The organism is Tenacibaculum sp. TB-53, assembly GCF_059716285.2.
Genome location: NZ_CM202790.1, coordinates 2,207,688 through 2,230,316, shown reverse-complemented (window position 1 = coordinate 2,230,316; position 22,629 = coordinate 2,207,688). Strand labels below are relative to the sequence as shown.

Annotated in this window: 25 protein-coding genes; 17 read left to right on the top strand and 8 right to left on the bottom strand. The window is 32.4% G+C overall.

Going from position 1 to position 22,629, the window contains the following annotated elements; all coding sequences use genetic code 11:
• Positions 1-40: 40 nt before the first annotated feature.
• The 6 genes from AC3VJB_RS10185 to AC3VJB_RS10160 all read left to right on the top strand — a co-directional run bounded on the left by AC3VJB_RS10185 (position 41) and on the right by AC3VJB_RS10160 (position 5,079).
• The gene (locus AC3VJB_RS10185) at positions 41-1,009 is read left to right on the top strand and encodes a M23 family metallopeptidase (protein ID WP_047790037.1); all 969 of its coding nucleotides are present in this window, start codon (positions 41-43) and stop codon (positions 1,007-1,009) included.
• Positions 1,010-1,030: 21 nt separating this feature from the next.
• The gene (locus AC3VJB_RS10180; RefSeq protein WP_047790038.1) at positions 1,031-1,360 is read left to right on the top strand and encodes a MerR family transcriptional regulator; all 330 of its coding nucleotides are present in this window, start codon (positions 1,031-1,033) and stop codon (positions 1,358-1,360) included.
• 19 nt (positions 1,361-1,379) lie between these two features.
• Positions 1,380-1,976, top strand: a complete 597-nt coding sequence (locus AC3VJB_RS10175) for a LemA family protein (RefSeq protein WP_073182016.1) — start codon at positions 1,380-1,382, stop codon at positions 1,974-1,976.
• A 4-nt stretch (positions 1,977-1,980) separates the two neighbouring features.
• Entirely contained in the window at positions 1,981-2,418 is a 438-nt protein-coding gene (locus AC3VJB_RS10170) for a TPM domain-containing protein (RefSeq protein ID WP_073182014.1), read from the top strand.
• A gap of 22 nt (positions 2,419-2,440) precedes the next feature.
• Complete coding sequence (locus AC3VJB_RS10165; protein WP_497667103.1) at positions 2,441-3,289, top strand: TPM domain-containing protein; 849 nt, start codon at positions 2,441-2,443, stop codon at positions 3,287-3,289.
• A gap of 86 nt (positions 3,290-3,375) precedes the next feature.
• The gene (locus AC3VJB_RS10160) at positions 3,376-5,079 is read left to right on the top strand and encodes an alkaline phosphatase D family protein (protein WP_497667102.1); all 1,704 of its coding nucleotides are present in this window, start codon (positions 3,376-3,378) and stop codon (positions 5,077-5,079) included.
• A gap of 275 nt (positions 5,080-5,354) precedes the next feature.
• Here the strand turns inward: AC3VJB_RS10160 and AC3VJB_RS10155 are convergent, their stop codons facing one another.
• Positions 5,355-6,029, bottom strand: a complete 675-nt coding sequence (locus AC3VJB_RS10155) for a DUF6261 family protein (protein WP_520980974.1) — start codon at positions 6,027-6,029, stop codon at positions 5,355-5,357.
• A gap of 796 nt (positions 6,030-6,825) precedes the next feature.
• On the opposite strand from AC3VJB_RS10155, the gene AC3VJB_RS10150 reads away from it, so the two are divergent.
• The 6 genes from AC3VJB_RS10150 to AC3VJB_RS10125 all read left to right on the top strand — a co-directional run bounded on the left by AC3VJB_RS10150 (position 6,826) and on the right by AC3VJB_RS10125 (position 10,497).
• Positions 6,826-8,556: a hypothetical protein gene (locus AC3VJB_RS10150; RefSeq protein WP_497667100.1), complete on the top strand. Its 1,731-nt coding sequence runs from the start codon at positions 6,826-6,828 to the stop codon at positions 8,554-8,556.
• The gene (locus tag AC3VJB_RS10145; protein WP_497667099.1) at positions 8,513-8,902 is read left to right on the top strand and encodes a hypothetical protein; all 390 of its coding nucleotides are present in this window, start codon (positions 8,513-8,515) and stop codon (positions 8,900-8,902) included. The genes AC3VJB_RS10150 and AC3VJB_RS10145 overlap by 44 nt, the downstream gene beginning before the upstream one ends.
• A 25-nt stretch (positions 8,903-8,927) precedes the next feature.
• On the top strand, positions 8,928-9,317 hold the full coding sequence (locus tag AC3VJB_RS10140; RefSeq protein ID WP_497667098.1) for a hypothetical protein: 390 nt from the start codon (positions 8,928-8,930) through the stop codon (positions 9,315-9,317).
• Positions 9,318-9,425: 108 nt separating this feature from the next.
• Positions 9,426-9,860 carry a hypothetical protein gene (locus tag AC3VJB_RS10135; protein ID WP_497667097.1) on the top strand — a complete coding sequence of 145 codons (435 nt, stop codon included), beginning with the start codon at positions 9,426-9,428 and terminating at the stop codon, positions 9,858-9,860.
• Between the two features lie 4 nt (positions 9,861-9,864).
• On the top strand, positions 9,865-10,269 hold the full coding sequence (locus tag AC3VJB_RS10130; RefSeq protein WP_497667096.1) for a hypothetical protein: 405 nt from the start codon (positions 9,865-9,867) through the stop codon (positions 10,267-10,269).
• A 78-nt stretch (positions 10,270-10,347) separates the two neighbouring features.
• Positions 10,348-10,497 carry a hypothetical protein gene (locus AC3VJB_RS10125; RefSeq protein ID WP_497667095.1) on the top strand — a complete coding sequence of 50 codons (150 nt, stop codon included), beginning with the start codon at positions 10,348-10,350 and terminating at the stop codon, positions 10,495-10,497.
• Here AC3VJB_RS10125 and AC3VJB_RS10120 read toward each other — a convergent pair.
• The 6 genes from AC3VJB_RS10120 to AC3VJB_RS10095 are packed head-to-tail and all read right to left on the bottom strand — an operon-like array spanning position 10,484 to position 16,992.
• Positions 10,484-10,624: a hypothetical protein gene (locus AC3VJB_RS10120; protein WP_159432112.1), complete on the bottom strand. Its 141-nt coding sequence runs from the start codon at positions 10,622-10,624 to the stop codon at positions 10,484-10,486. The genes AC3VJB_RS10125 and AC3VJB_RS10120 overlap by 14 nt on opposite strands.
• A gap of 13 nt (positions 10,625-10,637) precedes the next feature.
• Complete coding sequence (locus AC3VJB_RS10115) at positions 10,638-11,345, bottom strand: hypothetical protein (RefSeq protein ID WP_497667094.1); 708 nt, start codon at positions 11,343-11,345, stop codon at positions 10,638-10,640.
• A gap of 13 nt (positions 11,346-11,358) precedes the next feature.
• Positions 11,359-12,090 (bottom strand): hypothetical protein, encoded by a 732-nt coding sequence (locus AC3VJB_RS10110; RefSeq protein WP_497667093.1) that lies wholly within the window; start codon positions 12,088-12,090, stop codon positions 11,359-11,361.
• A 16-nt stretch (positions 12,091-12,106) separates the two neighbouring features.
• The gene (locus AC3VJB_RS10105) at positions 12,107-12,829 is read right to left on the bottom strand and encodes a hypothetical protein (RefSeq protein ID WP_497667092.1); all 723 of its coding nucleotides are present in this window, start codon (positions 12,827-12,829) and stop codon (positions 12,107-12,109) included.
• Positions 12,830-12,846: 17 nt separating this feature from the next.
• Entirely contained in the window at positions 12,847-13,575 is a 729-nt protein-coding gene (locus AC3VJB_RS10100) for a hypothetical protein (protein WP_349264591.1), read from the bottom strand.
• A 9-nt stretch (positions 13,576-13,584) separates the two neighbouring features.
• Complete coding sequence (locus AC3VJB_RS10095) at positions 13,585-16,992, bottom strand: toxin VasX (RefSeq protein ID WP_497667091.1); 3,408 nt, start codon at positions 16,990-16,992, stop codon at positions 13,585-13,587.
• Between the two features lie 324 nt (positions 16,993-17,316).
• Between AC3VJB_RS10095 and AC3VJB_RS10090 the strand changes: the two genes are divergently transcribed.
• A complete protein-coding gene (locus AC3VJB_RS10090; RefSeq protein WP_497667090.1) occupies positions 17,317-18,171 on the top strand; it encodes a YjiK family protein in 855 nt (284 codons plus the stop codon).
• Between the two features lie 71 nt (positions 18,172-18,242).
• Here AC3VJB_RS10090 and AC3VJB_RS10085 read toward each other — a convergent pair whose 3' ends face one another.
• Positions 18,243-18,695, bottom strand: coding sequence for a hypothetical protein (locus tag AC3VJB_RS10085; RefSeq protein WP_167713041.1), 453 nt, complete (start codon positions 18,693-18,695; stop codon positions 18,243-18,245).
• Between the two features lie 163 nt (positions 18,696-18,858).
• On the opposite strand from AC3VJB_RS10085, the gene AC3VJB_RS10080 reads away from it, so the two are divergent.
• The 4 genes from AC3VJB_RS10080 (at position 18,859) to AC3VJB_RS10065 (ending at position 22,623) form a co-directional block, all read left to right on the top strand.
• Positions 18,859-20,694, top strand: a complete 1,836-nt coding sequence (locus AC3VJB_RS10080; RefSeq protein WP_167713042.1) for a tetratricopeptide repeat-containing sensor histidine kinase — start codon at positions 18,859-18,861, stop codon at positions 20,692-20,694.
• Position 20,695: 1 nt separating this feature from the next.
• The gene (locus tag AC3VJB_RS10075) at positions 20,696-21,445 is read left to right on the top strand and encodes a LytR/AlgR family response regulator transcription factor (RefSeq protein WP_047790718.1); all 750 of its coding nucleotides are present in this window, start codon (positions 20,696-20,698) and stop codon (positions 21,443-21,445) included.
• Between the two features lie 92 nt (positions 21,446-21,537).
• Positions 21,538-21,948, top strand: a complete 411-nt coding sequence (locus AC3VJB_RS10070) for a hypothetical protein (RefSeq protein WP_497667088.1) — start codon at positions 21,538-21,540, stop codon at positions 21,946-21,948.
• Positions 21,949-21,981: 33 nt separating this feature from the next.
• Positions 21,982-22,623: a hypothetical protein gene (locus AC3VJB_RS10065; RefSeq protein ID WP_497667087.1), complete on the top strand. Its 642-nt coding sequence runs from the start codon at positions 21,982-21,984 to the stop codon at positions 22,621-22,623.
• Positions 22,624-22,629: the final 6 nt, after the last annotated feature.

The window sequence follows — 22,629 nt, the reverse complement described above, 5'->3', positions numbered from 1 at the left end:
TGCTTCATTTAAAAAGCACAAAAATAGTACATTTAGCATTATGGCAAAAGTAAAATATTATTATGACCCAGACACTTTATCATATAGAAAGATAGAGGTTAAAAGAAGTGAAAAATATAAGAAAACTATCTTGGGACTACTTAGTTTTTTATTAATTGCTTTTTTCGGTTTTATAGGTTTTAGCCAGTTTTTAATGTCTCCAAAAGAGCGTGCTCAAAAGAGAGAATTAGAAAACTTAAAATTACATTACGAGTTGCTTTCTAAAAAAATGGAAGAAAGTGCTCAAATCTTAACCGATTTACAAGAAAGAGATAACAATATTTACAGAACATACTTTGAGGCAAGTCCAATACCAGAAGAGCAACGAAAAGCAGGTTTTGGTGGTGTAAATAGGTATAAACACTTAGATGGTTTTGATAATAGCTCAATGGTAAAAAAGGTAACAAAAGAGTTAGATATTTTATCAAAGCAAATGGTAGTACAATCTAAATCGTTAGATGAAATTGTTGAGCTAGCTAAAGAAAAAGAAAAAATGTTGGCATCAATACCTGCTATTCAGCCAGTAAAAAATCAAGATTTAAAAAGAATGGCATCAGGTTATGGTATGCGTTTGCACCCTATATTAAAGTCGTGGCGTATGCATAATGGAATGGATTTTACAGCACCTACGGGTACACCAATTTTTGCATCAGGAAACGGTATTGTAAAAAAAGCACATAGAAGCTCTACTTTTGGTAAAGTAGTTTACATAAACCATGGATATGGTTACGAAACTGTCTATGCTCACATGAGTAAAATACTTGCCAAGAAAGGACAAAAAGTAAAACGTGGTGATTTAATAGGGTATGTAGGAAATACAGGACGTTCTGCAGCACCACATTTACACTACGAAGTACATAAAAATGGTAGACCTGTAAATCCTATTTACTATTACTACGGAGATTTAACTCCAGAAGAATTTGTAGCCATGCAAAAAGCTTCGCAACAAAAAGGTCAGTCGTATGACTAAACACGTAACAAGCTGTGAAAAATGTATGTAGACTTACCCGATAAACGGTATTATAAAATAGGAGAAGTTGCTAAAGCTTTTGGGGTGAATAGTTCACTTATACGATTTTGGGATAAAGAGTTTGAAATTATCAATCCTAAAAAAAATGCCAAAGGCGATCGATTGTTTACACAAGAAGACGTAAAAAACTTTAAAATTATTTACAACCTTGTAAAAGAAAGAGGTTTTACCTTAGATGGCGCAAAACAAAAACTAAAGAAAAACCCAGAGGGAGTCTTAAATAATCAGGAAATTATTAGTAGATTAGAAACTGTAAAAGCAGAATTAATTAAAATTAAAAATCAATTATAATTAAAAAAAATCAAGAATTATGAAAAAATGGTTAGTGCCTTTAATTATTATAGGAGTTCTAGTATTTGGAATTTATTCATGGGCAAAAGGATTTTATAATACAGCAGTAACATACCAAGAAGACGCCAAAACTACATGGTCTAATGTAGAGAGTTCTTACCAACGAAGAAACGACTTAATCGGCAACTTAGTAAAAACGGTACAAGGAGCTGCCGATTTTGAGAAAAGCACGTTAACAGACGTAATTAACGCAAGAGCAAAAGCAACCTCAGTAAATATAAATGCAGGAGATTTAACGCCAGAGAAAATGGCACAATTTCAACAAGCACAAACAGGGTTAAGCGGAGCTTTATCTAAGTTATTAGTATCTGTAGAGCGTTATCCAGATATCAAAGCAAATAAAAACTTTTTAGAATTACAAAGTCAGTTAGAAGGAACAGAAAACAGAATTAACGTAGCACGTGATCGTTATAACGAAAGCGTTAATAAATATAACAAGCATATTAAAATGTTTCCTGGTAACTTGCTAGCGGGGATGTTTAACTTAACTGAAATGGCACGTTACAAGGCTGATGCAGGTTCAGAGAATGCGCCTGATGTAGATTTTAAATTCTAACAATATGTCTAACGTAGAAGATTTTCTTACTGCCAAAGAAGAAGAGGAAATCGTTCAGGCTATTCGACAAGCAGAGCGAAATACTTCTGGTGAAATTCGTGTACATATAGAGAGAACTACGGAAGGTTCTCACTACGACCGAGCACTAGAAGTATTTCAAATGCTAAAAATGTTTAATACCCAACAACGAAATGGTGTGTTATTGTACATCGCTGTTGACGATCATAAATTTGTAATTTTTGGCGATGAAGGTATTAACAACGTAGTTCCCGATAACTTTTGGGAAACAACCAAAGAAGCCATCCAAAACCAATTTAAACAAGGAAACTTTAAACAAGGAATTATAGATGGTGTGCTAAAAGCAGGAAAAGAATTACAAGCTCACTTTCCATGGACTACCGATGATGAAGATGAGTTAAGTAACGAAATATCAAAAGGCTAAAACCTTCATAGAAGGAAGAAATATGATAAAAAATATAACGTCATTATATAAAAGAACAAGTAAGTTACAAAACGTAAAAGTTGTTCTTTTTTTTATTGCATTTTTATGCGGACACACTCTTTTCTCACAAGGGTTTCAAATTCCTGAGACACCTAAAGAGCAAACGAGTGTTTACGATTATGTAAATCTTTTATCACCCAGTCAAAAAGCTAGCTTAGAAAATAAGTTAATTAAATATGCCGACACTACTTCAACACAAGTAGTGGTAGCAATTATAAGCTCAACCCAAGGAGAAGAAATAGGATATTTAGCTACCAATTGGGCACACAAATGGGGAATAGGAGGAAGTAAAGAGCAGGATAATGGAGTGTTCATGTTACTGGCAAAAGACGATCGCAAAATAACCATCCGAACAGGTTATGGAACCGAACATTTATTAACAGATTATGTTTCTCGACAAATTATAGAGTACGACATTATTCCTTACTTTAAACAAGGTGACTATTACGCTGGGTTAAACAGTGGTGTAGATGCTGTTTTTAAAGTAATGAGTGGTGAATACAAAGGTGCTAGAAAACAATCTAAAAAAACAGACTTTAGCTTTATTATCTTTATCATCATTCTGGTAGTATTCTTTATCATTATTTCAAGCGGAAGTAGAGGAAACCGTGGAGGAGGAAGAGGTTATAGAAAATCGGATGTAGCAAGAGGTATTTTAGAAACCATTATTTTAAGCAACGCAGGTAGAGGCGGTTTTGGCGGAGGAAACTTCGGTGGAGGATCTTCAGGAGGCTTTGGAGGCGGAGGCGGCTTCGGCGGAGGTTTCGGCGGCGGAGGCTTTGGTGGTGGTGGAGCCACAGGAGGCTGGTAGTAACTTCATTTATTTGGTAAAGGTTAGTTAACGTTAAAGCAACGTTGAAATAGTACTTATGCAGGGAAATTAAAAGACCCCTATGTATGAAGACTAACATTAAAAGAAGAAGCTTTTTAAAAAACTCATTATTAGCAACTGGAGGACTACTTTTAGTCCCTAACTTTATTAGTTGTAAAGATGATGATATTGATGAGCTACCTATTCCAGATAACTTAGCAGAGAAAAACTTTGAGCAAGGAGTTGCTAGTTTTGACCCCACAAACTCGCAAGTTATTATCTGGACTCGTTACACCACGCAAAACGCTTCAGCAACCTTAATTTGGCAACTCGCAAAAGATAAAAACTTTAAAGAGGTTGTTCGTCAAGCAGAAGTAACTACCGATGCTTCAAGAGACTTTACCATAGCTGTTGAAATTAAAGACTTAGATGCAGGACAAAAACTATACTACCGTTTTGTAAGTGTTGACGATAAAGCAACATCACCAGTAGGAGAAACCCTAACATTTAGCGAATCAATTAGTGAAGTAAAACTAGCAGTAGCATCTTGTGCAAACTTTGCCTACGGTTACTTTAACGTATATGAAGAAATAAAAAAATCGGATGCAGATGTTGTCATCCACCTAGGAGATTATATATACGAATACGGAGAGAACACTTACGGTTCGTTTAGAACACCAGAACCAAAAGGAGAAATTATTTCGTTAGACGATTATCGTATCCGCTACCGCCAATACCGTTCAGATGAGCAATTAAAAGAATTGCACAGAACCAAACCTTTTATTTGTGTTTGGGATGACCATGAGGTAACTAACGATGCGTATAAAGACGGAGCGGAAAACCATCAAGAAAATGAAGGAAGCTATACTTCAAGAAAACAAAGTGCCTTAAAAGCATATAGCGAATACTTACCTAACATGACGAATTTGGTAGATAATTCAATTATTTACAGAAACTTGAAAATTGGAAGTTTGATAGATTTAATTATGTTAGATACGCGTATTGTTGGTAGAGATAAGCAACTAGAGTATTCAGCGTATTATGATGAAAAAGGAGCGTTTGATGCAGCGGCTTTTCAGCAAGCATGGTTAAACCCACAACGCACCCTTTTAGGAACTACCCAATTAGGATGGTTAGAAAGTGAATTAGCAGCAAGCAATAGTACATGGCAACTAATAGGACAGCAAGTTTTAATGGGAAAAATGTTAGTTCCTGCTGAATTATTAACATTGTTAGCAACAGTGGTGGCAGAAGCATCAGCAACAGGTGGGGCAAGTGAAGCAACTTTTAATCAATTTAAAAAAACGATAACAGAATTAGTAACGATTAAAACAAGAGTTTTACAAAACGACCCTACGTTAACAGCAGAAGAAAAAGCAAGAGTACAAACCGTATTACCATATAACTTAGATGCTTGGGATGGTTATTTTATGGAGAGAGAACGCATTTTAGCGAGCTTTAAAAGTAAAAATGTAGTAGTGCTGGCAGGAGACACTCACAATGCGTGGTATAGTGATTTAAAAGATAATTCTGGAGAAAAAGTAGCCGTAGAGGTAGCTACAAGTTCAGTATCATCACCAGGATTAGAAACTTACTTAGGAGCATCTGCAACAGAATTAGAAGGCGCTTTAGGCTTGTTAATAGACGATTTACAATACAGTAATTTCTCTCAAAGAGGCTATATGAAACTTACAGTAACAGCAGCAGGTATACAAACAGACTGGAACTTTGTTGATACTGTTACCAACAAAACCTATTCAAATAGTATAGGAAAAACAGTAACCTTATAATTACATAACCTGTTGTGCATTTTTGAAGTTTTTAGCCGAAAGAATGTCTGTTCGAGTGATTTTCGATAGAAAATCGTATCGAGAACAACAATCTAAGTTGTAAAGTTTTATTCTCGATACTAATTTTACGGGTTTTTACCCGCAAAATTCACTCGAATTGACAAATTTTACTCAAAATGTACAACGTTTACATAGCATTACCAATATATTAAAAGGCTCCTGAGTTATTCAGGAGCCTTTTGTATGCTATAAAAGAAATACAAAATCAACTAATGTTATACTTCTTCGGTAGTTGGAGTACTAGATTTAGACCTGTTATCTACTACCAAATTATATTGCTTAGCCAACACATCAATCTCATTAAGTAAGGTTGGGTAGGCTTCATTTTCTGAAAGTGTTGCATGCGCTTCAATATGTAATACAAGTTTTCTGTAAGTAAGCGAAGCTTCAGTACGCAACTCTTGAATATTGTTTTCTGGTGAAGCCGCTGTTTCACCTACACGCTCAATATACTTGGTAGAAAACTCGGTATTGGCATTTTTTAATTCAGCAACCCAAGTAGCTATATCAAGTAAAGAAATGGCTTGAATAAGCTCAGGTTCAGTTTCAAAATCTTTACAAATACTATCTAAAATAGCGGTTTGTTCTTGGTAGCTTTTACGAATAATATTAGTACCATGTGCATTTATAGTAGCAAGTAGTGCTTTGGCGGCACTTACTATAGCTTCATTAAAATGGTTCTCATAACCATTTAAAATCATTTTAATTCCAGAAATAGCTTTATCCCTTCTAGTGTCAAGAGTTATAATTTCTTGTGTTAGGGTGCTTCCCTGCACTTGTTGGTATAAAGAATCAATACGATTAACAATGGTTGTTAATTCGTTAGTGGGGTTTGTCAATGCTAACGCATCAACGTCTTGTAAGTTTACAAGTTGTAAAATATCTTTCATGTACTGTAGATATTCACCATTACGGTACCGGTTTAAATACGGACTGTTCATAAGCTAATTTTTTAAATTAATATTAAATATTTGTAGAAAGTGATTTGGTAACTTTCATAGCATCAGCAATTTAAGAGTATAAAAGTTTTTAAAAAAGTTAACAATTGTTAAAATTTACTCACTAAGCGAGGTTTACATAGGTTACTATAGTTAACAGGGTGCACTGTAAGGAAACTTGTGGAGAATTTTGTTATTTAAAGGAACACTCAGCGAGTTTCGCTGATGGTTTCGTTGTGTTGAGGAACGTTCAGCGCGTCACGCTGATGGTTTCGTTGTGTTGAGGAACGTTCAGCGCGTCACGCTGACGGTTCCGTTGTGTTGAGGAATGCTCAGCGCATCACGCTGATGGTTCCGTTGTGTTGAGGAACGTTCAGCGCGTCACGCTGACGGTTCCGTTGTGTTGAGGAATGTTCAGCGCATCACGCTGATGGTTTCTATGAAAAATGTACAAAAAAGCCTTTTTTTGAGAGTTAAAATACTGATAATCGTACAATTGACGTACTGAAAAAGTAAGTCAGTGACTTACTTTTAGTAAGTCACTGACTTACCTGTTTCTAATTTTTTATGTTTTACTTTGGAGTCAAGTAGCAGTATATTAGGTTTTTATGCTAAAAATGTTAAAGAAAACTCAGGGGTATCCCTGAGAAGAAGTTAAAACAACAAGGGAAACCCCTTATTGTGTAAAAAACCATGAGCAACTACTTTTAAATAAAAAATTGTAACTAATTTTAAAACTATAAATAGTATGGAACAAAGAAACAAACAAATTGCTAATCTTTTAAAACTAGGCGTTTTCCTGTTTGGGATTTCACTGTTGCTGTGGAATTGTGAGAAAGATGAAATTATACCTAATACCCACACAGATAATACAACAAAACCATATACACTAGCAACATTAAATTATAAAGAACTTACTCACGATGCCGAATTTTCAAAATCCTTAAAGAAAATTGAAAAAAACCTGAGTACTAAAAATGTAAGTAGTAAAGGAAGTACAGGTAAAAAAAGACTCTCTATTTTAACCAATCAAATTGCTAAAATAAAAACCAAAACAACAATTTCTTGGACGTTTAAACTTGAAAACACATTAAAAGAAGCTTCTGTTTTTGAGAACTTACTAGTAAGAAAGTATAATAATGAGTTTAGCTATTTTTTGGTTTCGTACCAAGGAGAAAATAATACTAATAACGGAAAGAATACAGAAAAGTCGTTATTGTATAGCCTATCAAAAGAAGATTTTGATTTTAGTGAACTAGATATACAAGCAAGGAGCGACTCTTTTGATACACCAGGAGAGGACGATGGTGATTATGGAGGTGGTGGAGGAAGTACACCATGTAATGGAGTATGGATACCTGAATATAAAAGCTGTGATGCAGGAGGAAATGCAGATGGTCATTCTCCACAAAAACAATGGGATGGATCATATTGTAGCAGAAGTCAATTAACAGGTTATGTTATAGACTTTTCACACTGTACAAACTATACCCCACCAGGTGGCCCTTCAAACGATATACCAACAGATGATACTTCATCAGGAGGTGGAGGTTCAGGAACAGGAAGTTCTACAGGAGGAGACCCTATAATAACAACCCCTGTAGAAGATGCTGATGGAAATACTTATACAGAAGCACAAATTAGAACCAATAATATTAATAGAACTTTAGATAATAGCTTATCACTATCGGAGCTCAACTTTTTATCAGACAGTAATAATTTAGCCACGACTAAAGAGGTAGAGGCTTTCTTATTTAAAAACACGACCTCAGAAGCCAAAACATTTGCTAAACAAGCCATTAAAGCGTTAACAAATGGTGGTGAAGTAGATTTTGATGATAGAATTATTAATAACACCAATAACCCGTGTGTAAGTGCTATTATAAAAGCCTTACAAGAAAAAGATATGAAAGGTGCTTTAGTACCTGATTTAGAAGGTATGGGACATTTGTCGCAAATGATTTTAGATTTGTTTGACCACTCTAGAAAGTATAATTTAACTTTTAAGATAGGGCAATTAAATAACATAGGTTCTGGTGTAAATGGAAATACCAGTGGTTTTGATATTACGCTAGACACCGACTTAGTAAAAGATGCTACAAAGTTATTTATAGCCAAAACTGTTATACACGAAAGTTTCCACGCATATATTCATTACGTTGTGAGGGAAAACCCAGGGTCTACAATGACAACTATTTTAAAAGCATATCAAAACTTTTATACTAAATCAAACCCAACAAATGCAGGAAATTTAACAGAACACAAATTTATAAGTCAATATGTAGAAGCTTTAGCGTACTCTCTTTCTTCTTACGACAACCATCAACAGCCTATGGATTATTATAAAGCCTTATCTTGGGCTGGTTTGGAGTCGTCTAGTGCCTATCAAAGTTTAAGTAATACAGATAAAACAAAAATTCAAAATATAATACAAAATGAAAGATTTAATAAAAGTGGTGCGAAAAGCACTAAGTGTTAGTTTACTACTGACCTTTTATTGTTGTGTAATATCATGCAAAACATCTAAAGAAGTTTATAATACAGACAATAAAAACTACAAAATAGAAAGATATAAATCTAAAGGCCTTTTTACTGGTGTAACAGTAAAAACGTATGATAATATTAAAAAAGATCTATTATTACCATCAACCAAAGTAATTAATAATGTATATCTAGAAGGTAAAGTATTTAGTTTGGGGTTAGGAAAACATAATTTGTCAATACTTTATCCAAGTAAACAAAACATAGATATAAAACTTCTTATTAAAGAAAAAGACTCCATAGTTATCAAAGCTCATTTGCCAGACGAAAATATTGTAGATTAATTTATGGGGTTATAAGAAAAAGGAAATGAAAAACATATTAAAAATACTAAGTGTTAGTTTATTACTAAGCTTTTATTATTGTAAAGCTTCAAAAAATGTTTTAGTTAATGATGAACTCTTCAGTATAAAAAGATTAAAATCTAATATGAGTACTACGTTAACTTTACAAGCTTATGATTATAATTCTAAAGAAAAGATTGGAGGTTTTGTGGAGATAAACAATGTGTATGTTGATTTTAAATATGAGAATAACGACTTTTCTCCAATAGTACTTGATGTAAAGCCAGAGAATGAATTTGACATTTCATTTCATTTTGTTGGTAGTAAAAGCAATAGAATAAATAAATTAAAAGTTGTGAAAAAAGATTCAATTATAATTAAGGCGTATTTAAAAAATGATGACATAATAGATTAAGAATATAACTTGTTAATAATAATTCGAAAAGTACCAAGTGTCCTTAAAATAATAATTATTGTAATTTTTATGAGTAGTTGCTCTTCTTACAGAGAAGTAGTTAACAATATGAATACTGAATATGAAGTTTTGAGTTCTGTCTTAAAAGAATCAAGTGGAAATATTTATTATAAGACAATTATAGAAGAAGGAAATATACCTATAGAATTGTATATAGAAAATAAATATTTAGAATTTTATTTATGTAGCAATGGTGTTGACTCTCCAGTTAAAATACCTAAAGAAGAAGTGGCTTTTTTAAAACAAAAGGTCAAAAGTGTTTCTGTTCAGAGAATAGATAAATTGTTTCCTAATCTTAAAGATAAAACGACTGAAAAAAAGATACGCTTTAAAACCTCATTTATTTCCATGCCTATTTTATTTAGAAATAATACTATGGCTATCTATTATTCCACTCAAACATATGGGGGAGAATTTAAATTACTACAAAAAGTAAATGGTGAATGGGAAACTATTTGTGCAAATTCGGTTTGGATAGAGTAAAAAAATGGAAAACTCAATAAAAGTGGTGCTAAAAGCACTAAATGTAAATAAATTGATATGCGTATATATATGTTTATTAATATTTGGATGCAGTAGTTCAAAAGAAAGTTTCAATAAAAACTTTTCTAATTATACTGTAAATAAATTCAAATCTGATCGTAGATCTATTAAAATAAATGCTTTGGATAAAGGGGTTTCTTATGACACAATACCAAGCCCTCTTATAATTATAAATAACCTTTATTTTGGTGAAACGAGTTTTTTTAGACCAAAAGTTGGTAAGCATAATATAGAAATAGCGTCACCAGGGAAAGTCAGTGTTATAATAAAAGATTTAGTTGTAAAAAAAGGAGATTCTATAGTGATTAATGCCTACTTAAAAGATGACCCTACACCAATAGTTGATTAAGCATAAGAAAAGGAGTGGATTTCCACTCCTTTTTTAACCTATTCTTTTTATTCCGCTTACGACAATCATCAACAGCCTATGGAGTATTATACTGCTATGAGTTGGGGAGGGTTGGAAAGTTCAGATGCATATAAAGCATTAAGTAGCACAAAAAAAACAGCAATACAAAAAATAATTAAAAATGAAAGATATGCAAAAAGCGATGCGAAAAGTACTAAATGTCCGTAATTTCATCTGTTCTATAAAACTTATCGTTAGCTTCTTTAATAACATATTTTCTACTAGGATATACCCTTTCTACATTTACCAAAGTAGGTTGAGTTAAGATTTTAAAAGGTTGGTGGTGTTTACTCATTTTTTACAACTATTTACCATCCTGCAATGCGTCTGCGCTCCGCTTGTTGCTCTTTCGTAAATTCAGGTGTTGGTATGGTACTTTTATACAAAGGTCTTGGAAAGCCTAATGCTTTTCTGCGCTCAAAGTCTTGTTGTCTGTATGGGTCAAAAGCAGTACCCGGTGGCAAGGGGCGGTTTTTATCCATATACCAGACATACAAGCTCCATTCTTGGTAAGGGTCATCGTAACTAATAGTACGTAAAATATCTATTTTTCGAGGTCTAAAGGTATTTACAAACTTTAGTTTTTCATCACCTGGAGCACCATCAATATCTCCACTAATAGAGATTGCCGCTTTTAGTTCTGAAAACTTACCTTGTAAAGGTTTGCTATAAAAAAAATCAGGATAACTAACCGTACCATTTAACCTGTCTAATACCAGTTCTTTATGTTTGCTTTTAACTGTAAGACGATAAATAAATAAAAATGAACCTAAAATTATAAGAAAAACGGAAAGACTATCTTCTTTCCAATTAAATTTTCCATCTAAAAACCAAATGCCACAAAATATACCAAGTAACCCAAAAAAACCATATACTTTTGGTAACGTCATTTCATCTGTTCTATAAAACTTATCGTTAGCTTCTTTAACTAACACTCCTTTTTTTGGGTAAACATCTTCTACATTTACCAAAGTAGGTTGAGTTAAAATTTTAAAAGGTTGGTGGTGTTTACTCATTTTTTACAACTATTTACCATCCCGCCATACGCCTACGCATAGCTTGTTGTTCTGGTGTGTGTTCATCGGTTGGTACAAAGCTAGGGTATAAAGGTTTTGGAAAGCCTTCTTTTAATCTACGGTCAAAATCGGCTTGTCTATATGGATCGAAAACCTCTCCAAGGGGTAAGGGCCTGTTTTTATCCATATACCACACCATAAAACTCCAAAAACGTTCTGGATTATTATGTGCTAATGTCCAAGCGAAATCTTGTTTACGGTCACGTAATACCAAACTATATCCCATAGGAGTAAAATCTCCTCCAGCATCTAAACTTTTATATACAGTAACCAACCTAAAAGGTACAGTTTCTTGTTTTTTGCTAAAAAATAAACGGGGGTAACTTATGGTACCATTTATTCTGTCTAACACCAATTCTTTATGTGGGTTGTAATAATACACTGCTAAATGAAATAATCCTAAGGTAATAAAAGGAGCTGTAAACAAAAGGTAGTCAATCCAAGTAATACCTCCCCCATTTTTACTTATTAATTGTAATAAAAATATTATCAATATAACAAATCCTCCAAAGAATAAAGTGTAGTCTTTAAATGCTGATAACCCTCTTGACATATTTAACACAAAGTATTCATCATTGGCTTCTTGAATTTTTTCAGGTCTACCAGGTTGTAGTTTACTTTGTATTTGTACTGAACCATATTCAACTATTTCATGTGGTAGGGGTTTGGCTTTTAAAAAACTCATAGTGTCTTAATTAGTTTTACCATCCCGCCATACGCCTACGCATAGCTTGTTGTTCTGGTGTGTGTTCATCGGTTGGTACAAAGCTAGGGTATAAAGGTTTTGGAAAGCCTTCTTTTAATCTACGGTCAAAATCGGCTTGTCTATATGGATCGAAAACCTCTCCAAGGGGTAAGGGTCTGTTTTTATCCATATACCATACCATAAAACTCCAATAACGTTCACATCTATTATATGCAAGAGTCCAAGTAAAATCTTGCTTACGGTCACGTAATATTAAATTATACCCCATAGGTGTAAAGTCCCCACCTGTTTGTAAGTTCTTATATACTGTAACTAACCAAAAAGGTACAGTTTCTTGTTTTTTGCTAAAAAATAAACGGGGGTAACTTATGGTACCATTCATTCTATCTAACACCAATTCTTTATGTGGGTTATAATAATACACCGCTAAATGAAATAAACCTAGTATAATAAAAGGTAAAGGAATTAAATAAATGTGTAGTGGCGTAGGTTTCTTTATTATAAACTGAATTAAGAAAAATAACAATAGTATTCCTCCTCCAAAATAAAAAGTAAACATTCTAAATAAAAATAAGCCTTTTGCCATGTTTAGGACAAAGTATTCGTCGTTGGCTTCTTGTATTTTTTCAGCTTTATTGGGTTGTAAATTAAATTTGAATTGGGTAATAGGGTAGTCAACTATTTCATGTGGTAGGGGTTTGGCTTTTAAAAAACTCATGCTGTCTTAATTAGTTTTTACCACCCCGCCATACGTCTTCGCATAGCCTGTTGTTCTGGTGTGTGTTCATCGGTTGGTACAAAGCTTGGATACAAAGGTTTTGGAAAGCCTTCTTTTAATCTACGGTCAAAATCGGCTTGCCTATATGGATGGAAAACATCGCCAAAAGGTAGGGGTCTGTTTTTATCCATATACCATACCATAAAACTCCAATAACGTTCACATCTATTATGTGCTAGTGTCCAAGAAAAATTTTGTTTACGGTCACGTAATATTAAATTATACCCCATAGGTGTAAAGTCCCCGCCTGTTTGTAAGTTTTTATAGACCGTAACCAACCAAAAAGGTACAGTTTCTTGTTTTTTGCTAAAAAATAAACGGGGGTAACTTATGGTACCGTTCATTCTATCTAACACTAATTCTTTATGTGGATTGTAATAATATACCGCTAAATGAAATAAACCTACAATAATAAAAGGAGATGGATATATACAATAATCTACCCAAGTAATCCCCCCTCCATTTTTTCCTATTAATTGTAATAAAAGAATTACTAGCATTACTCCTCCGCCAGTACAAGCAAACATTTTAAATAAATATAGACCTTTTGCCATGTTTATGACAAAGTATTCGTCGTTGGCTTCTTGTATTTTTTCAGCTTTATTGGGTTGTAAATTAAATTTGAATTGGGTAATAGGGTAGTCAACTATTTCATGTGGTAGGGGTTTGGCTTTTAAAAAACTCATAGTATTATTTTAATGTTGTAAGGGAAATTTATTAAAAAACAAGGATGCATCTTCGATGATGGTTGCTTTGCCTGCTTTAACGTTTCTAAAGGTAATATATTCCTCTTCTTTTTTACTGTCTTTTACCAAAGGCATAATATTCCATAAATAACCTTGCTTATCTTTTGGGTGTAAAGGTAATTGTATTTGTGCATCGGTGTATTTACATAATACAGCAATATGCGAGTACTTGTTTAGGTACACTTTATTTCCTTCGTATTCTTGCTTAACAATATTATTGGCAGCTAGTAGGTGTTTTACTTGTAAGTATTTAGGAACTCGCACCCAAATGTGAAATTGTTTAAACGAAGCGTCCATGTTTCCGTTACGTAACGATTGTTCTTTAAACTCTGGTTTGTCATCAACTGTAGAGGGTGCTGTTACTATAGTATCGTAACAATGTTTCGGTAACTTGTAGCTCTTATTACCTAGTAAAGGGTCATTGCATTGTACCAAATAAAGTTCGTAGGTTAGTCCGCTTGGATTGTTAAAAAACGCCCCAAACGAAATGTCAATGGCTAGGTTACTCCAAAGGGTAGCACTGTTGTCAACCCAATTTTTATGCAAGTCTTGATTAGCGGCACGAAAAGTTGGAGTGCTACTTTTGGGAGAAGCATACCGTGTACTACTTGCCTTTATAGTAATGGCACTTCCTACGATTAAATTTAGTAAGCGTACATATACACTTTTATAGCTTTCATCAAAACTTGAGGATAAGTACTCTTTTTTATAGGGGTTAATTAATTTTTCTTTGCCTCGATACATTAAGCGTGCATTGTAGTATGGATTGTAATAACTTGGATTTTTCATATAGGTTTTGTTACTAAACGGAAAAAACTTAAAAAAAGTTTCTAACTCATCATCGGTTAAATAATACGCTAATCCGTAAAAAGCTAATCCTAGGCCTCCCACAATTAAACCAGGGACTCCTGTTAACGAAATTAATCCGAAGGTTTCTAGTAAAGATACTGCTGAAAGCACCGCGGCACCACTATACGCTAAGGCGGCATCGTTGTCAGCTTTTGCTAAACTTTTATTTACATCTTCAATGGTGGCAATTAGAGTATAAGCAGATGCTAAACCTCCAAAAAATTTAATAGCTTTTGTACCTTTTGTAGCAAAAGACTTTTCTTTAATATTATCTATTACATCTTTCACTTCTGTAGCAGTAGCTCTTGACTGTGTGGTAACAAAACTTTTAATTTTTTGTTGGGCAATATCTTTAGAAATACTTTCGGTTACATTTAATCCTGCTGAAATCACTTTTATACCAACACCAACAGTCTTCATAATATCTGTTGCCGAAAAATTTTCTTTATTAGTCATTTTGTTAACTTGTTGAGCTAACGAAAACATTTCAAAAACTAATACGGTACTCCTAAATTGTTGGCTTTGTATAATACTTTCTAACTTGTGGGCATAGGGGAGTTTTTTACCATTTCTAATATATATGGCTAGTTTTTCAGGGTTTGTTTTGGCAGTCGCCATTTTAGCGTCTATTTCTCCTTTAAACTGTTCTTCTACTAATAACCAATAGGTAACGGGTACTTTGGCGTGTTTTATAGCATCAATACGTTTATGTTGCGGGTGTTTAGAAGCTATGTTTTTCTTAACTTTTTCAAAGTCGTTTAAAAACTCTTTATAAATTAAATTTTTACCTGCTGTAACTAAGTGGGTTTCTTTAACTCCGTTGTTAGTACGAGTTATTAAATCAAATTGGTTTCTTAGTAATTCAACTTTTATTGCTTTACCAAAACCAATGTAAGCCTTAGTTACTTTTTTGAAATGACTAAATAATTTTTTTTCAAACTTAACTATGTATTTCCAGTCTTTGGTGTCTTGTTTTTCTAAATCGGTAACTTCAATTGGGCAGAAGAGTACATCGTTTATATGTTTTAAAGAACTTTCACCTTTACTGGTTTTTATAATTTCTTTTACCCAAGTATCTTCATACGGTTTGTACTCACTTTCGGGTAGTAATTGCCTGTCTATCATTTCGGGGTAATGCGCCAAACACAATAAGTGGTCTGAAATTATATTTTTACCCTCTATACTAGCTAATGGGGTAGGGTTATTTTCATAACAAACGTCAATAGCGGTTTTGTAGTACTCGCTTTTTAAGAGGTTTCCTAAATCGTTTCTAAATCCGTTTATTACTTTACGAATACGTTTGCGTTCTTCAATAGCGAGTATGTGGTCTAATTTATCGTGCGATATACCATGGTTTAAATACCACTCTCCTCTTTTACGTGTATAGTCTTCTTTTAATTCAGGGTTGTTGTAAACAAACTTATAGGTAGTTAAGGCAATTGAGAAGATGTATTTTAGTTCTTCTGCCTCCTCTTTAGAAATTTCATCACTTTGTATTTCTCCATAGTCTATAAGCCCTAATTTGTACTTGTATAAATCCATATGGTGTACAGAGGTAGCTAAACACTCTACCATAGAACGTAAATAATCTAGTTTATAAAAAATGATATCTACGAGGTCATAGGCACAGCCAACAGGGTCTGGAAGTGTAATAAACATATCCTCTAATAATGTGTTTTCATTATTAGGGTCGTCGGCATTTTCAATAGCATGAATGGTTTTTAGCTTTTCTTCTAGTCTAGTTGCTTCTGGAAAGTGTTTGTAATCAAATACTGCAATAAAAGAATGATAGGGACGGTCGTGTATAACTTCTGCTTTTTTTAACTCTTTCCCTTTTTCGTAGCCTTTGCACTCAACTTTTATCATTCGTTCGTTTTCTTCTGGCGAAGAAGCAATTTGTTCCAATTGTTGCATAGACCATTGCACATGAGAATAGGCTACCCAAATTACAGAATCTGGTGCTACAATGTAAGTTTCTTTACCTGAGGTGTTTGTAGCGTCTCGTATATCGTTATATTCTCCATTTTCTTTGTTGTCTTTCCAATAAATAGGATTTAAAAGACCACTTGTATCTATTTCGTATTCAAGCCATTTTTTAGGTTCCTCGTCATGCAAAATATATAAATATCCATGTCTTAAACCTGTTCTTTCGTAACGACTATGGGTTAGTTTTGGAGCTAAATTAGAAGGATTGGCACTTTTTCGTTTTGCAGATACAACAACTTCACTAAGCTTATAATCAATTGTTTTTTTATCATTCTTATCGTGTGGCTCAACTTCAACTTCAATATCAGGGGCTCTAACAAACTTGTTGTCTTGTATATGATAGGGAAATGGATTAAAAATCCCGTATCTTAAAAAGTGTAATTCAATTCCTTGTTTCTTAGCTTGTAAGTCAGAACTAATGTTGGTTTTTCCGTCCGGTCCTTTTATTTCAAATTTATAAGTACCTATATTATCATTATAGGCGTCTTCTTGAAATTTTTCTAATGCAATGTTTTCTTTCATAATTTATTATTTTCTTTTTTTTCATGTTTTTTGCATAGCAAAAACATGACCATAGCAATAATAGCTACAGCATAGCACAGGGGGAGAATATTTTTTGGATTACAATTTTTCAAAAAAGCACGCTAGCAATTTTTTAAATAAGTACTCTTTTGATGTTTCAAATGTATAGATAGAAAGTTTATTAATCAAAAAAAGTTTGTTTTTTTATAAATAATGTTGTTTTTGTTAAAGGAATTCATGTGTTATAAAGAGATGAGGTGTTTAGGACGGAAGAAAGAATCTTAACATAAATCTTTTTATTTTTACAGCTACAAAACTTATGATATGAAAAAGCTATTATTACCATTGTTAACCATTTTATTAATTACTAGTTGTACCAATTATGGGCAACTGAAGCTAGTGTCGTACTTATCGGAAGATTTAAAAGAAGTTTCTGGAGTAGAGAAAAGTAACGACTTAAATGTACTATGGATGCATAACGACAGTGGTAATGCAGCGGAATTATTTAAAGTTAGTACCCAGGGAAAAATTTTACAAAAAAGAGTATTAGCAGTAAAAAATCATGATTGGGAAGACATAACTTCTGATACCAATGGAAACATATACATCGCCGATTTTGGTAACAATAATAACAAAAGAAAGAACTTAGTAATTCTAAAAATTAAGGAAGAAGAATTGCTAAAAGGAGACAATGTTGAGGTAGAAAAAATACAATTTTCATACCCCAATCAAACCAAGTTTCCGCCCAAAAAGAAAGACCGTTTTTTTGATGCAGAATCGTTAATTTATAAAGATGGGTTTCTGTATATTTTTACCAAAAGTAGGGTTAAAAATAAGCAAGGTAAAACAATGTTGTATAAAGTTCCGGCAACAAAAGGAGAGTATACTGCTAAATATATTTCCGAGTACACAAACTGCGATGCTTTACATTGTGCAATTACAGCAGCAGCAATATCTCCTGATAAACAAAAAGTAGTTTTGTTAACACATCAATCCGTATTAGTATATGCCAATTTTAAAGAAGATGATTTTTTTAGCGGAGATGTAAAAGAGTATTCATTTAACCATGTTTCTCAAAAAGAAGGGGTTACTTTTAAAAATAATACAACGCTTTACATAACTGATGAAGCCGCTAAAGGAGGAAACAGCAAGCTATATGAATTTATAATAAAAGATTAAAAAAAACAGTTACCAAAGCTATGTGCAATGATAACTGAAAAAGGGGAGGGGAATTGTATTTTTTTAAATACTTACACGTAATCTATTTGCCTAGAATAACCCGCATTTATAGCCAATAAAATGGAGTCTTCTCGACTAAAACTAAACGGAATAACAGAGCTTAAAGGTTCTTCAAGCTTCTCTTCTATTGTTTGTTTAGATAACATCAAAGCCTGCTCTACCAATTTATGATATTCGGTTATAAAGTATTTTTTAGGTAAGTTTTCAAACTTAGCAACATCAAAATCATAAAATTTAGTTCTTGTAATAGCTTTGTATTCTTGGTTGTTATGTATAAACAAATAAGTAAGATCAACGTGAATAGTAGTATTAGCACCACTAGGATCATCTGGCCAATTATAAATTAATAAGTAGGCTCCATCAATACTAACTTTAGGTTTAGAAATCTCTTCAATCTTTTCAAAACTTGTTAAATCACAAGATCCTGTTTTAATAACTTCTTCTATAGTTTCAACTGTACTCATTTTTATCATTTTATTTTAGTCAAATATCTTAGAAAATAGATTTTTGTTTTATAAATGTTTTGTATGCGTAGATGTTAATTTTATAAGTGCTTTGTTAAAGTGAATGAGATGAAGGCAGAATAAAAATATATAACTACTTTAGTTGCTTAATTTTTTACAGAAAATGTTTTTGGTAACCAGAACCAACTTTTTATACGCTATTAGTATTTGTGTTTTTTTTGCAGCTTGTACGAAAAATAAAGTAGATAAAAAACTACAAGAATATTTATATACTATTGATAGCATTTCTCAGCAAAAACCCAATGAAGGGTTAAGAAAAATTGATAGTTTATTAGAAAAGAAACAAAATTCTAAAAACGAAGCGCTATTATTATTTAGTAAAGGAGAATTATTTTACTTAAACGATAAATTAGTAGAGGCTAAAAATATTCATTTAGAAACGTATAGGTTATTTACAAAACTAAAAGACGATTATAATAAAGGTAGGAGCTTAATAACATTAAGTGCTACTTGTATGAAATTAAATGAGCTAGAGGAGGCTCAGAAGTACGCATTAGAAGCTTTAGAAATAGGGAAAAAAATAAAAAATACAAGGTTACAAGCCAAGGCAAATAATCAGCTATTCAATCTTCATTTTATATTAAAAGACTACGAACAGGCATTGTTTTACATAAAAAGGTCTGAAGAATTATTTACCGATCCAAATGATCCTAATTCAATTATAGCAATTAAAAGTAATATTGCAGGTGTCTATTTAATGTTAAAGCAATATAACAAAGCCCTAGAACAATTTTCAGAGGCATTGGCTTTGGGTGAGTCTGCAAAAGACCCTAAGACGATTGTAAGTGTTCTTAATAATATTGGATATACGTATTTGGAAGCAAAACGTTTTGAAGAATCGGAGAAGTTCTTACGAGGAGCAGTAAAACTTAACCAAAAAATTAAAACAATTAACGGAGCTCCGTATAAAGGATTAGGAACCCTTTTTTTGGTAACGAATAGGTTAGATTCGGCAGCAGTAAATTATAATAAGGCAATGTCAATCTACAAAAGTAAAAACAACCTTTCAGAAGAAGTAGAAATACGAGATAAATTAATATCAATAGCCATACTTAAAAAACAGTATGAAGTAGCACTTAACCATCAAATTATACGAGATAGTATTGAGGTGGTAAAAAATAAAAAACAAAATAAAAAACTACTTCATTTTGCCAATGTAAACTATAAAATAAAAGAAAAAGAAATAGCGTTAACACATCAAAAAGAAATAAATAAACAAAATTGGTGGTTAGGAATTAGTGTAATTGTTTCGTTGGTACTTATTTTAATTATAGCATTGTTTATTGGATATAATAATAAATTAAGAGCAGCCAATAAAGCATCTAAATTAGAACAGCGATTGCTTAGAGCCCAAATGAATCCACACTTTATATTCAACACCTTAGCGGCGATACAAAACATAACGTTAGAAGGAAACCCAGTAAAATCTTCAAACTATATAGCTAAGTTTTCAAAACTCATTCGACAAAATTTTGATTATGTTCGAAAAGAAGAAATTAGTTTAGAAGAAGAACTAGCTATGATTTCTAACTATATAGATACACAGCAATTACGCTTTAACAATAGTTTTAGTTATCACATACATATTTCTGAAAACTGTGATACAAAACAAGTAAAAGTACCTCCAATGCTATTACAACCTTTTGTAGAAAATGCTATTGAATATGGTTTGAAAGAAAAGAAATCAGGAGGAATATTGAGTCTCAATATTCGAAAAACAGCACAAGAGCTGTTTTTTGAAATAGAAGATAACGGAGTAGGAAGAGAACAAAAAAAGAGTCAAGAAAAAATAGCAAAAGATTTACACGCTACCGATATTTTTATTGAAAGACTACAGATAAGAAATAAAGGGGAAGAAAAATCTTTTACAATAGAAGATTTACACGATAATGATGGAAACCCATCAGGAACAAAAGTTGTATTTAAATTAAAGTTATAAAATGATAAAGGCTGCTATAATAGAAGATGAGTTTAATGCGCTAAACACTTTAACAAAGCTGTTGCAATACACGCAAAAAGATATAGAAATTGTCGCTAAAATTGATAATGTAGATGAAGCTATAGATTTTTTAAGTAACAACAATCTAGACTTGGTTTTTATAGATATTGAGTTGATTGGTGGAAATGCTTTTCAAATATTAGAAGCTTTAGAAACCATAAACTTTAAAATGATTTTTACCACAGCTTACGATGAGTTTGCGATAAAAGCAATTAAGTTTGATACGGTAGATTATTTATTAAAGCCTATAGATTCTGATGAGTTAAATGCTTGTATAGGTCGTTTTAGAACTGAATTTGAAAAAGATAAAAAATATACACAAGCACTACATAAAATAAGTGAATTAGATAAAAAAGAAGCTCAAAAAACATTGCTTATTAAAACTACTGAAGAGCAACATTTTTTGCATGTAGATGATATTGTACGTTGCCAATCTGATGGAAGTTATACCGTTTTTTATACTACAGATAAAAAAATAATGAGTGCTAGAAACTTAAAGTATTATGAAAATATTTTAAGCACGCACGCCTTTGCTAGGGTACACCAATCTCACTTAATCAATATAAAATATTTAGCTTCGGTAAGTGCCAATACAGTTAAATTATCAAGTGGTGAAAACGTTCCTTTATCATCAAGAAAGAAGACGTATTTAAAGCAGTTTTTAGAGAACTTTAATACGAATACAAAATAGAAAGTAACACATATAAAACTCATTAAAAGAGTACTAAAGTTCCCTGTAATTTTGAGGTAAATAATAGAAAGTAACCTTAAAAAAACAATCATATGGGACTTAAAGAAAAAAGATTTACAAAAGCTTTTCAAGAAGAAAAATATCCTGCATTAAAAGAACAAATAAACAATGCAGCAGGTTTTGATGTAACAATAGATGTAGAGTGGGACACTATGTTTGAAGATAAGTTTTTACACTTATATGATGATAGTTACCCTAAAATTTACTTCCAACCACTTATCAATGCTTTTTCAGCCATAGCAACTGATGATATGGGAAAAGAAGCATTAGCAGAATCGTTAAAGAAAGTGGTTATTACCAACAAAGACGATCACCACAACCCAACGCATGCTTATACTTTTGAAGAAGGAGTTTTACAAGTAAACCATAGCCCAATTTTAAACGCAGATAAAGTTCAAGACAGAACAGATGCACTTGTTGATTTATTAGAAAACAACTTATAGTCTAATAAGATATAACAAAAAATAAAAATTGCTATGGAAACAGATTATATCAATCAATTTAAAGCGCAATCGCCAGCGGCTATAATTCAAGATATGTTTAATGAAAAGAAACAACTAAAAGTTGCTTTGTCATTAAAAAATGGAGTTTATATAGAAGGTTTTGTGGTTGATGTTGCTAAGGAAGAATACCAAACATTTGTGTGTATGAAAACCGAAGAACAAGAAGTATTGTTTTTCGACCTCCAAGAAGTATCCGTTTTACGAATTAAACACCCTAAAAAAATAGCTGTTTCTTTATCTAAAGGAAATATCAGTCGCCCGTTAGGAGAGGAGCCCATAAGTACTTTACAATTAAGAAGATGGATTGTAGATCAAGAATCGTTGCTAGATGCAACAATCAACTTATCGTTAGAAAAATCAGTATTGCAAGAAGCAAACGCTCGATTAAATAGTAAAGATGTTATTACTAGTTTGTTAAAAGCAAAACAATTAATAATAGAGGATGAAATGGGATTAGCTGCATGGAAAGAAATAAAAACTGTAGCTATTACTAATACAGAAAAATTGCAGGTAAGTAAAGAAGGAAATGTATTAAAAATTGGTATTGAAATTACCAAAGCTCTACCAAAAGAGTTAGAGCATCTTTTTGTTGAAAAGATAGAAGAAATATTGTAGAATACT

Excerpts from the sequence above, each read along its gene's own strand:
- AC3VJB_RS10120 (WP_159432112.1), bottom strand. The coding sequence starts at position 10,624 with ATGAGTAAACACCACCAACCTTTTAAAATCTTAACTCAACCTACTTTG.
- AC3VJB_RS10135 (WP_497667097.1), top strand. The coding sequence starts at position 9,426 with ATGAATACTGAATATGAAGTTTTGAGTTCTGTCTTAAAAGAATCAAGT.
- AC3VJB_RS10075 (WP_047790718.1), top strand. The coding sequence starts at position 20,696 with ATGATAAAGGCTGCTATAATAGAAGATGAGTTTAATGCGCTAAACACT.
- AC3VJB_RS10180 (WP_047790038.1), top strand. The coding sequence starts at position 1,031 with ATGTATGTAGACTTACCCGATAAACGGTATTATAAAATAGGAGAAGTT.
- AC3VJB_RS10145 (WP_497667099.1), top strand. The coding sequence starts at position 8,513 with ATGAAAGATTTAATAAAAGTGGTGCGAAAAGCACTAAGTGTTAGTTTA.
- AC3VJB_RS10100 (WP_349264591.1), bottom strand. The coding sequence starts at position 13,575 with ATGAGTTTTTTAAAAGCCAAACCCCTACCACATGAAATAGTTGACTAC.
- AC3VJB_RS10070 (WP_497667088.1), top strand. The coding sequence starts at position 21,538 with ATGGGACTTAAAGAAAAAAGATTTACAAAAGCTTTTCAAGAAGAAAAA.
- AC3VJB_RS10155 (WP_520980974.1), bottom strand. The coding sequence starts at position 6,029 with ATGAAAGATATTTTACAACTTGTAAACTTACAAGACGTTGATGCGTTA.
- AC3VJB_RS10140 (WP_497667098.1), top strand. The coding sequence starts at position 8,928 with ATGAAAAACATATTAAAAATACTAAGTGTTAGTTTATTACTAAGCTTT.
- AC3VJB_RS10160 (WP_497667102.1), top strand. The coding sequence starts at position 3,376 with ATGAAGACTAACATTAAAAGAAGAAGCTTTTTAAAAAACTCATTATTA.
- AC3VJB_RS10175 (WP_073182016.1), top strand. The coding sequence starts at position 1,380 with ATGAAAAAATGGTTAGTGCCTTTAATTATTATAGGAGTTCTAGTATTT.
- AC3VJB_RS10150 (WP_497667100.1), top strand. The coding sequence starts at position 6,826 with ATGGAACAAAGAAACAAACAAATTGCTAATCTTTTAAAACTAGGCGTT.
- AC3VJB_RS10125 (WP_497667095.1), top strand. The coding sequence starts at position 10,348 with ATGGAGTATTATACTGCTATGAGTTGGGGAGGGTTGGAAAGTTCAGAT.
- AC3VJB_RS10165 (WP_497667103.1), top strand. The coding sequence starts at position 2,441 with ATGATAAAAAATATAACGTCATTATATAAAAGAACAAGTAAGTTACAA.
- AC3VJB_RS10110 (WP_497667093.1), bottom strand. The coding sequence starts at position 12,090 with ATGAGTTTTTTAAAAGCCAAACCCCTACCACATGAAATAGTTGAATAT.
- AC3VJB_RS10080 (WP_167713042.1), top strand. The coding sequence starts at position 18,859 with ATGTTTTTGGTAACCAGAACCAACTTTTTATACGCTATTAGTATTTGT.
- AC3VJB_RS10115 (WP_497667094.1), bottom strand. The coding sequence starts at position 11,345 with ATGAGTAAACACCACCAACCTTTTAAAATTTTAACTCAACCTACTTTG.
- AC3VJB_RS10185 (WP_047790037.1), top strand. The coding sequence starts at position 41 with ATGGCAAAAGTAAAATATTATTATGACCCAGACACTTTATCATATAGA.
- AC3VJB_RS10095 (WP_497667091.1), bottom strand. The coding sequence starts at position 16,992 with ATGAAAGAAAACATTGCATTAGAAAAATTTCAAGAAGACGCCTATAAT.
- AC3VJB_RS10065 (WP_497667087.1), top strand. The coding sequence starts at position 21,982 with ATGGAAACAGATTATATCAATCAATTTAAAGCGCAATCGCCAGCGGCT.
- AC3VJB_RS10085 (WP_167713041.1), bottom strand. The coding sequence starts at position 18,695 with ATGAGTACAGTTGAAACTATAGAAGAAGTTATTAAAACAGGATCTTGT.
- AC3VJB_RS10090 (WP_497667090.1), top strand. The coding sequence starts at position 17,317 with ATGAAAAAGCTATTATTACCATTGTTAACCATTTTATTAATTACTAGT.
- AC3VJB_RS10130 (WP_497667096.1), top strand. The coding sequence starts at position 9,865 with ATGGAAAACTCAATAAAAGTGGTGCTAAAAGCACTAAATGTAAATAAA.
- AC3VJB_RS10105 (WP_497667092.1), bottom strand. The coding sequence starts at position 12,829 with ATGAGTTTTTTAAAAGCCAAACCCCTACCACATGAAATAGTTGACTAC.
- AC3VJB_RS10170 (WP_073182014.1), top strand. The coding sequence starts at position 1,981 with ATGTCTAACGTAGAAGATTTTCTTACTGCCAAAGAAGAAGAGGAAATC.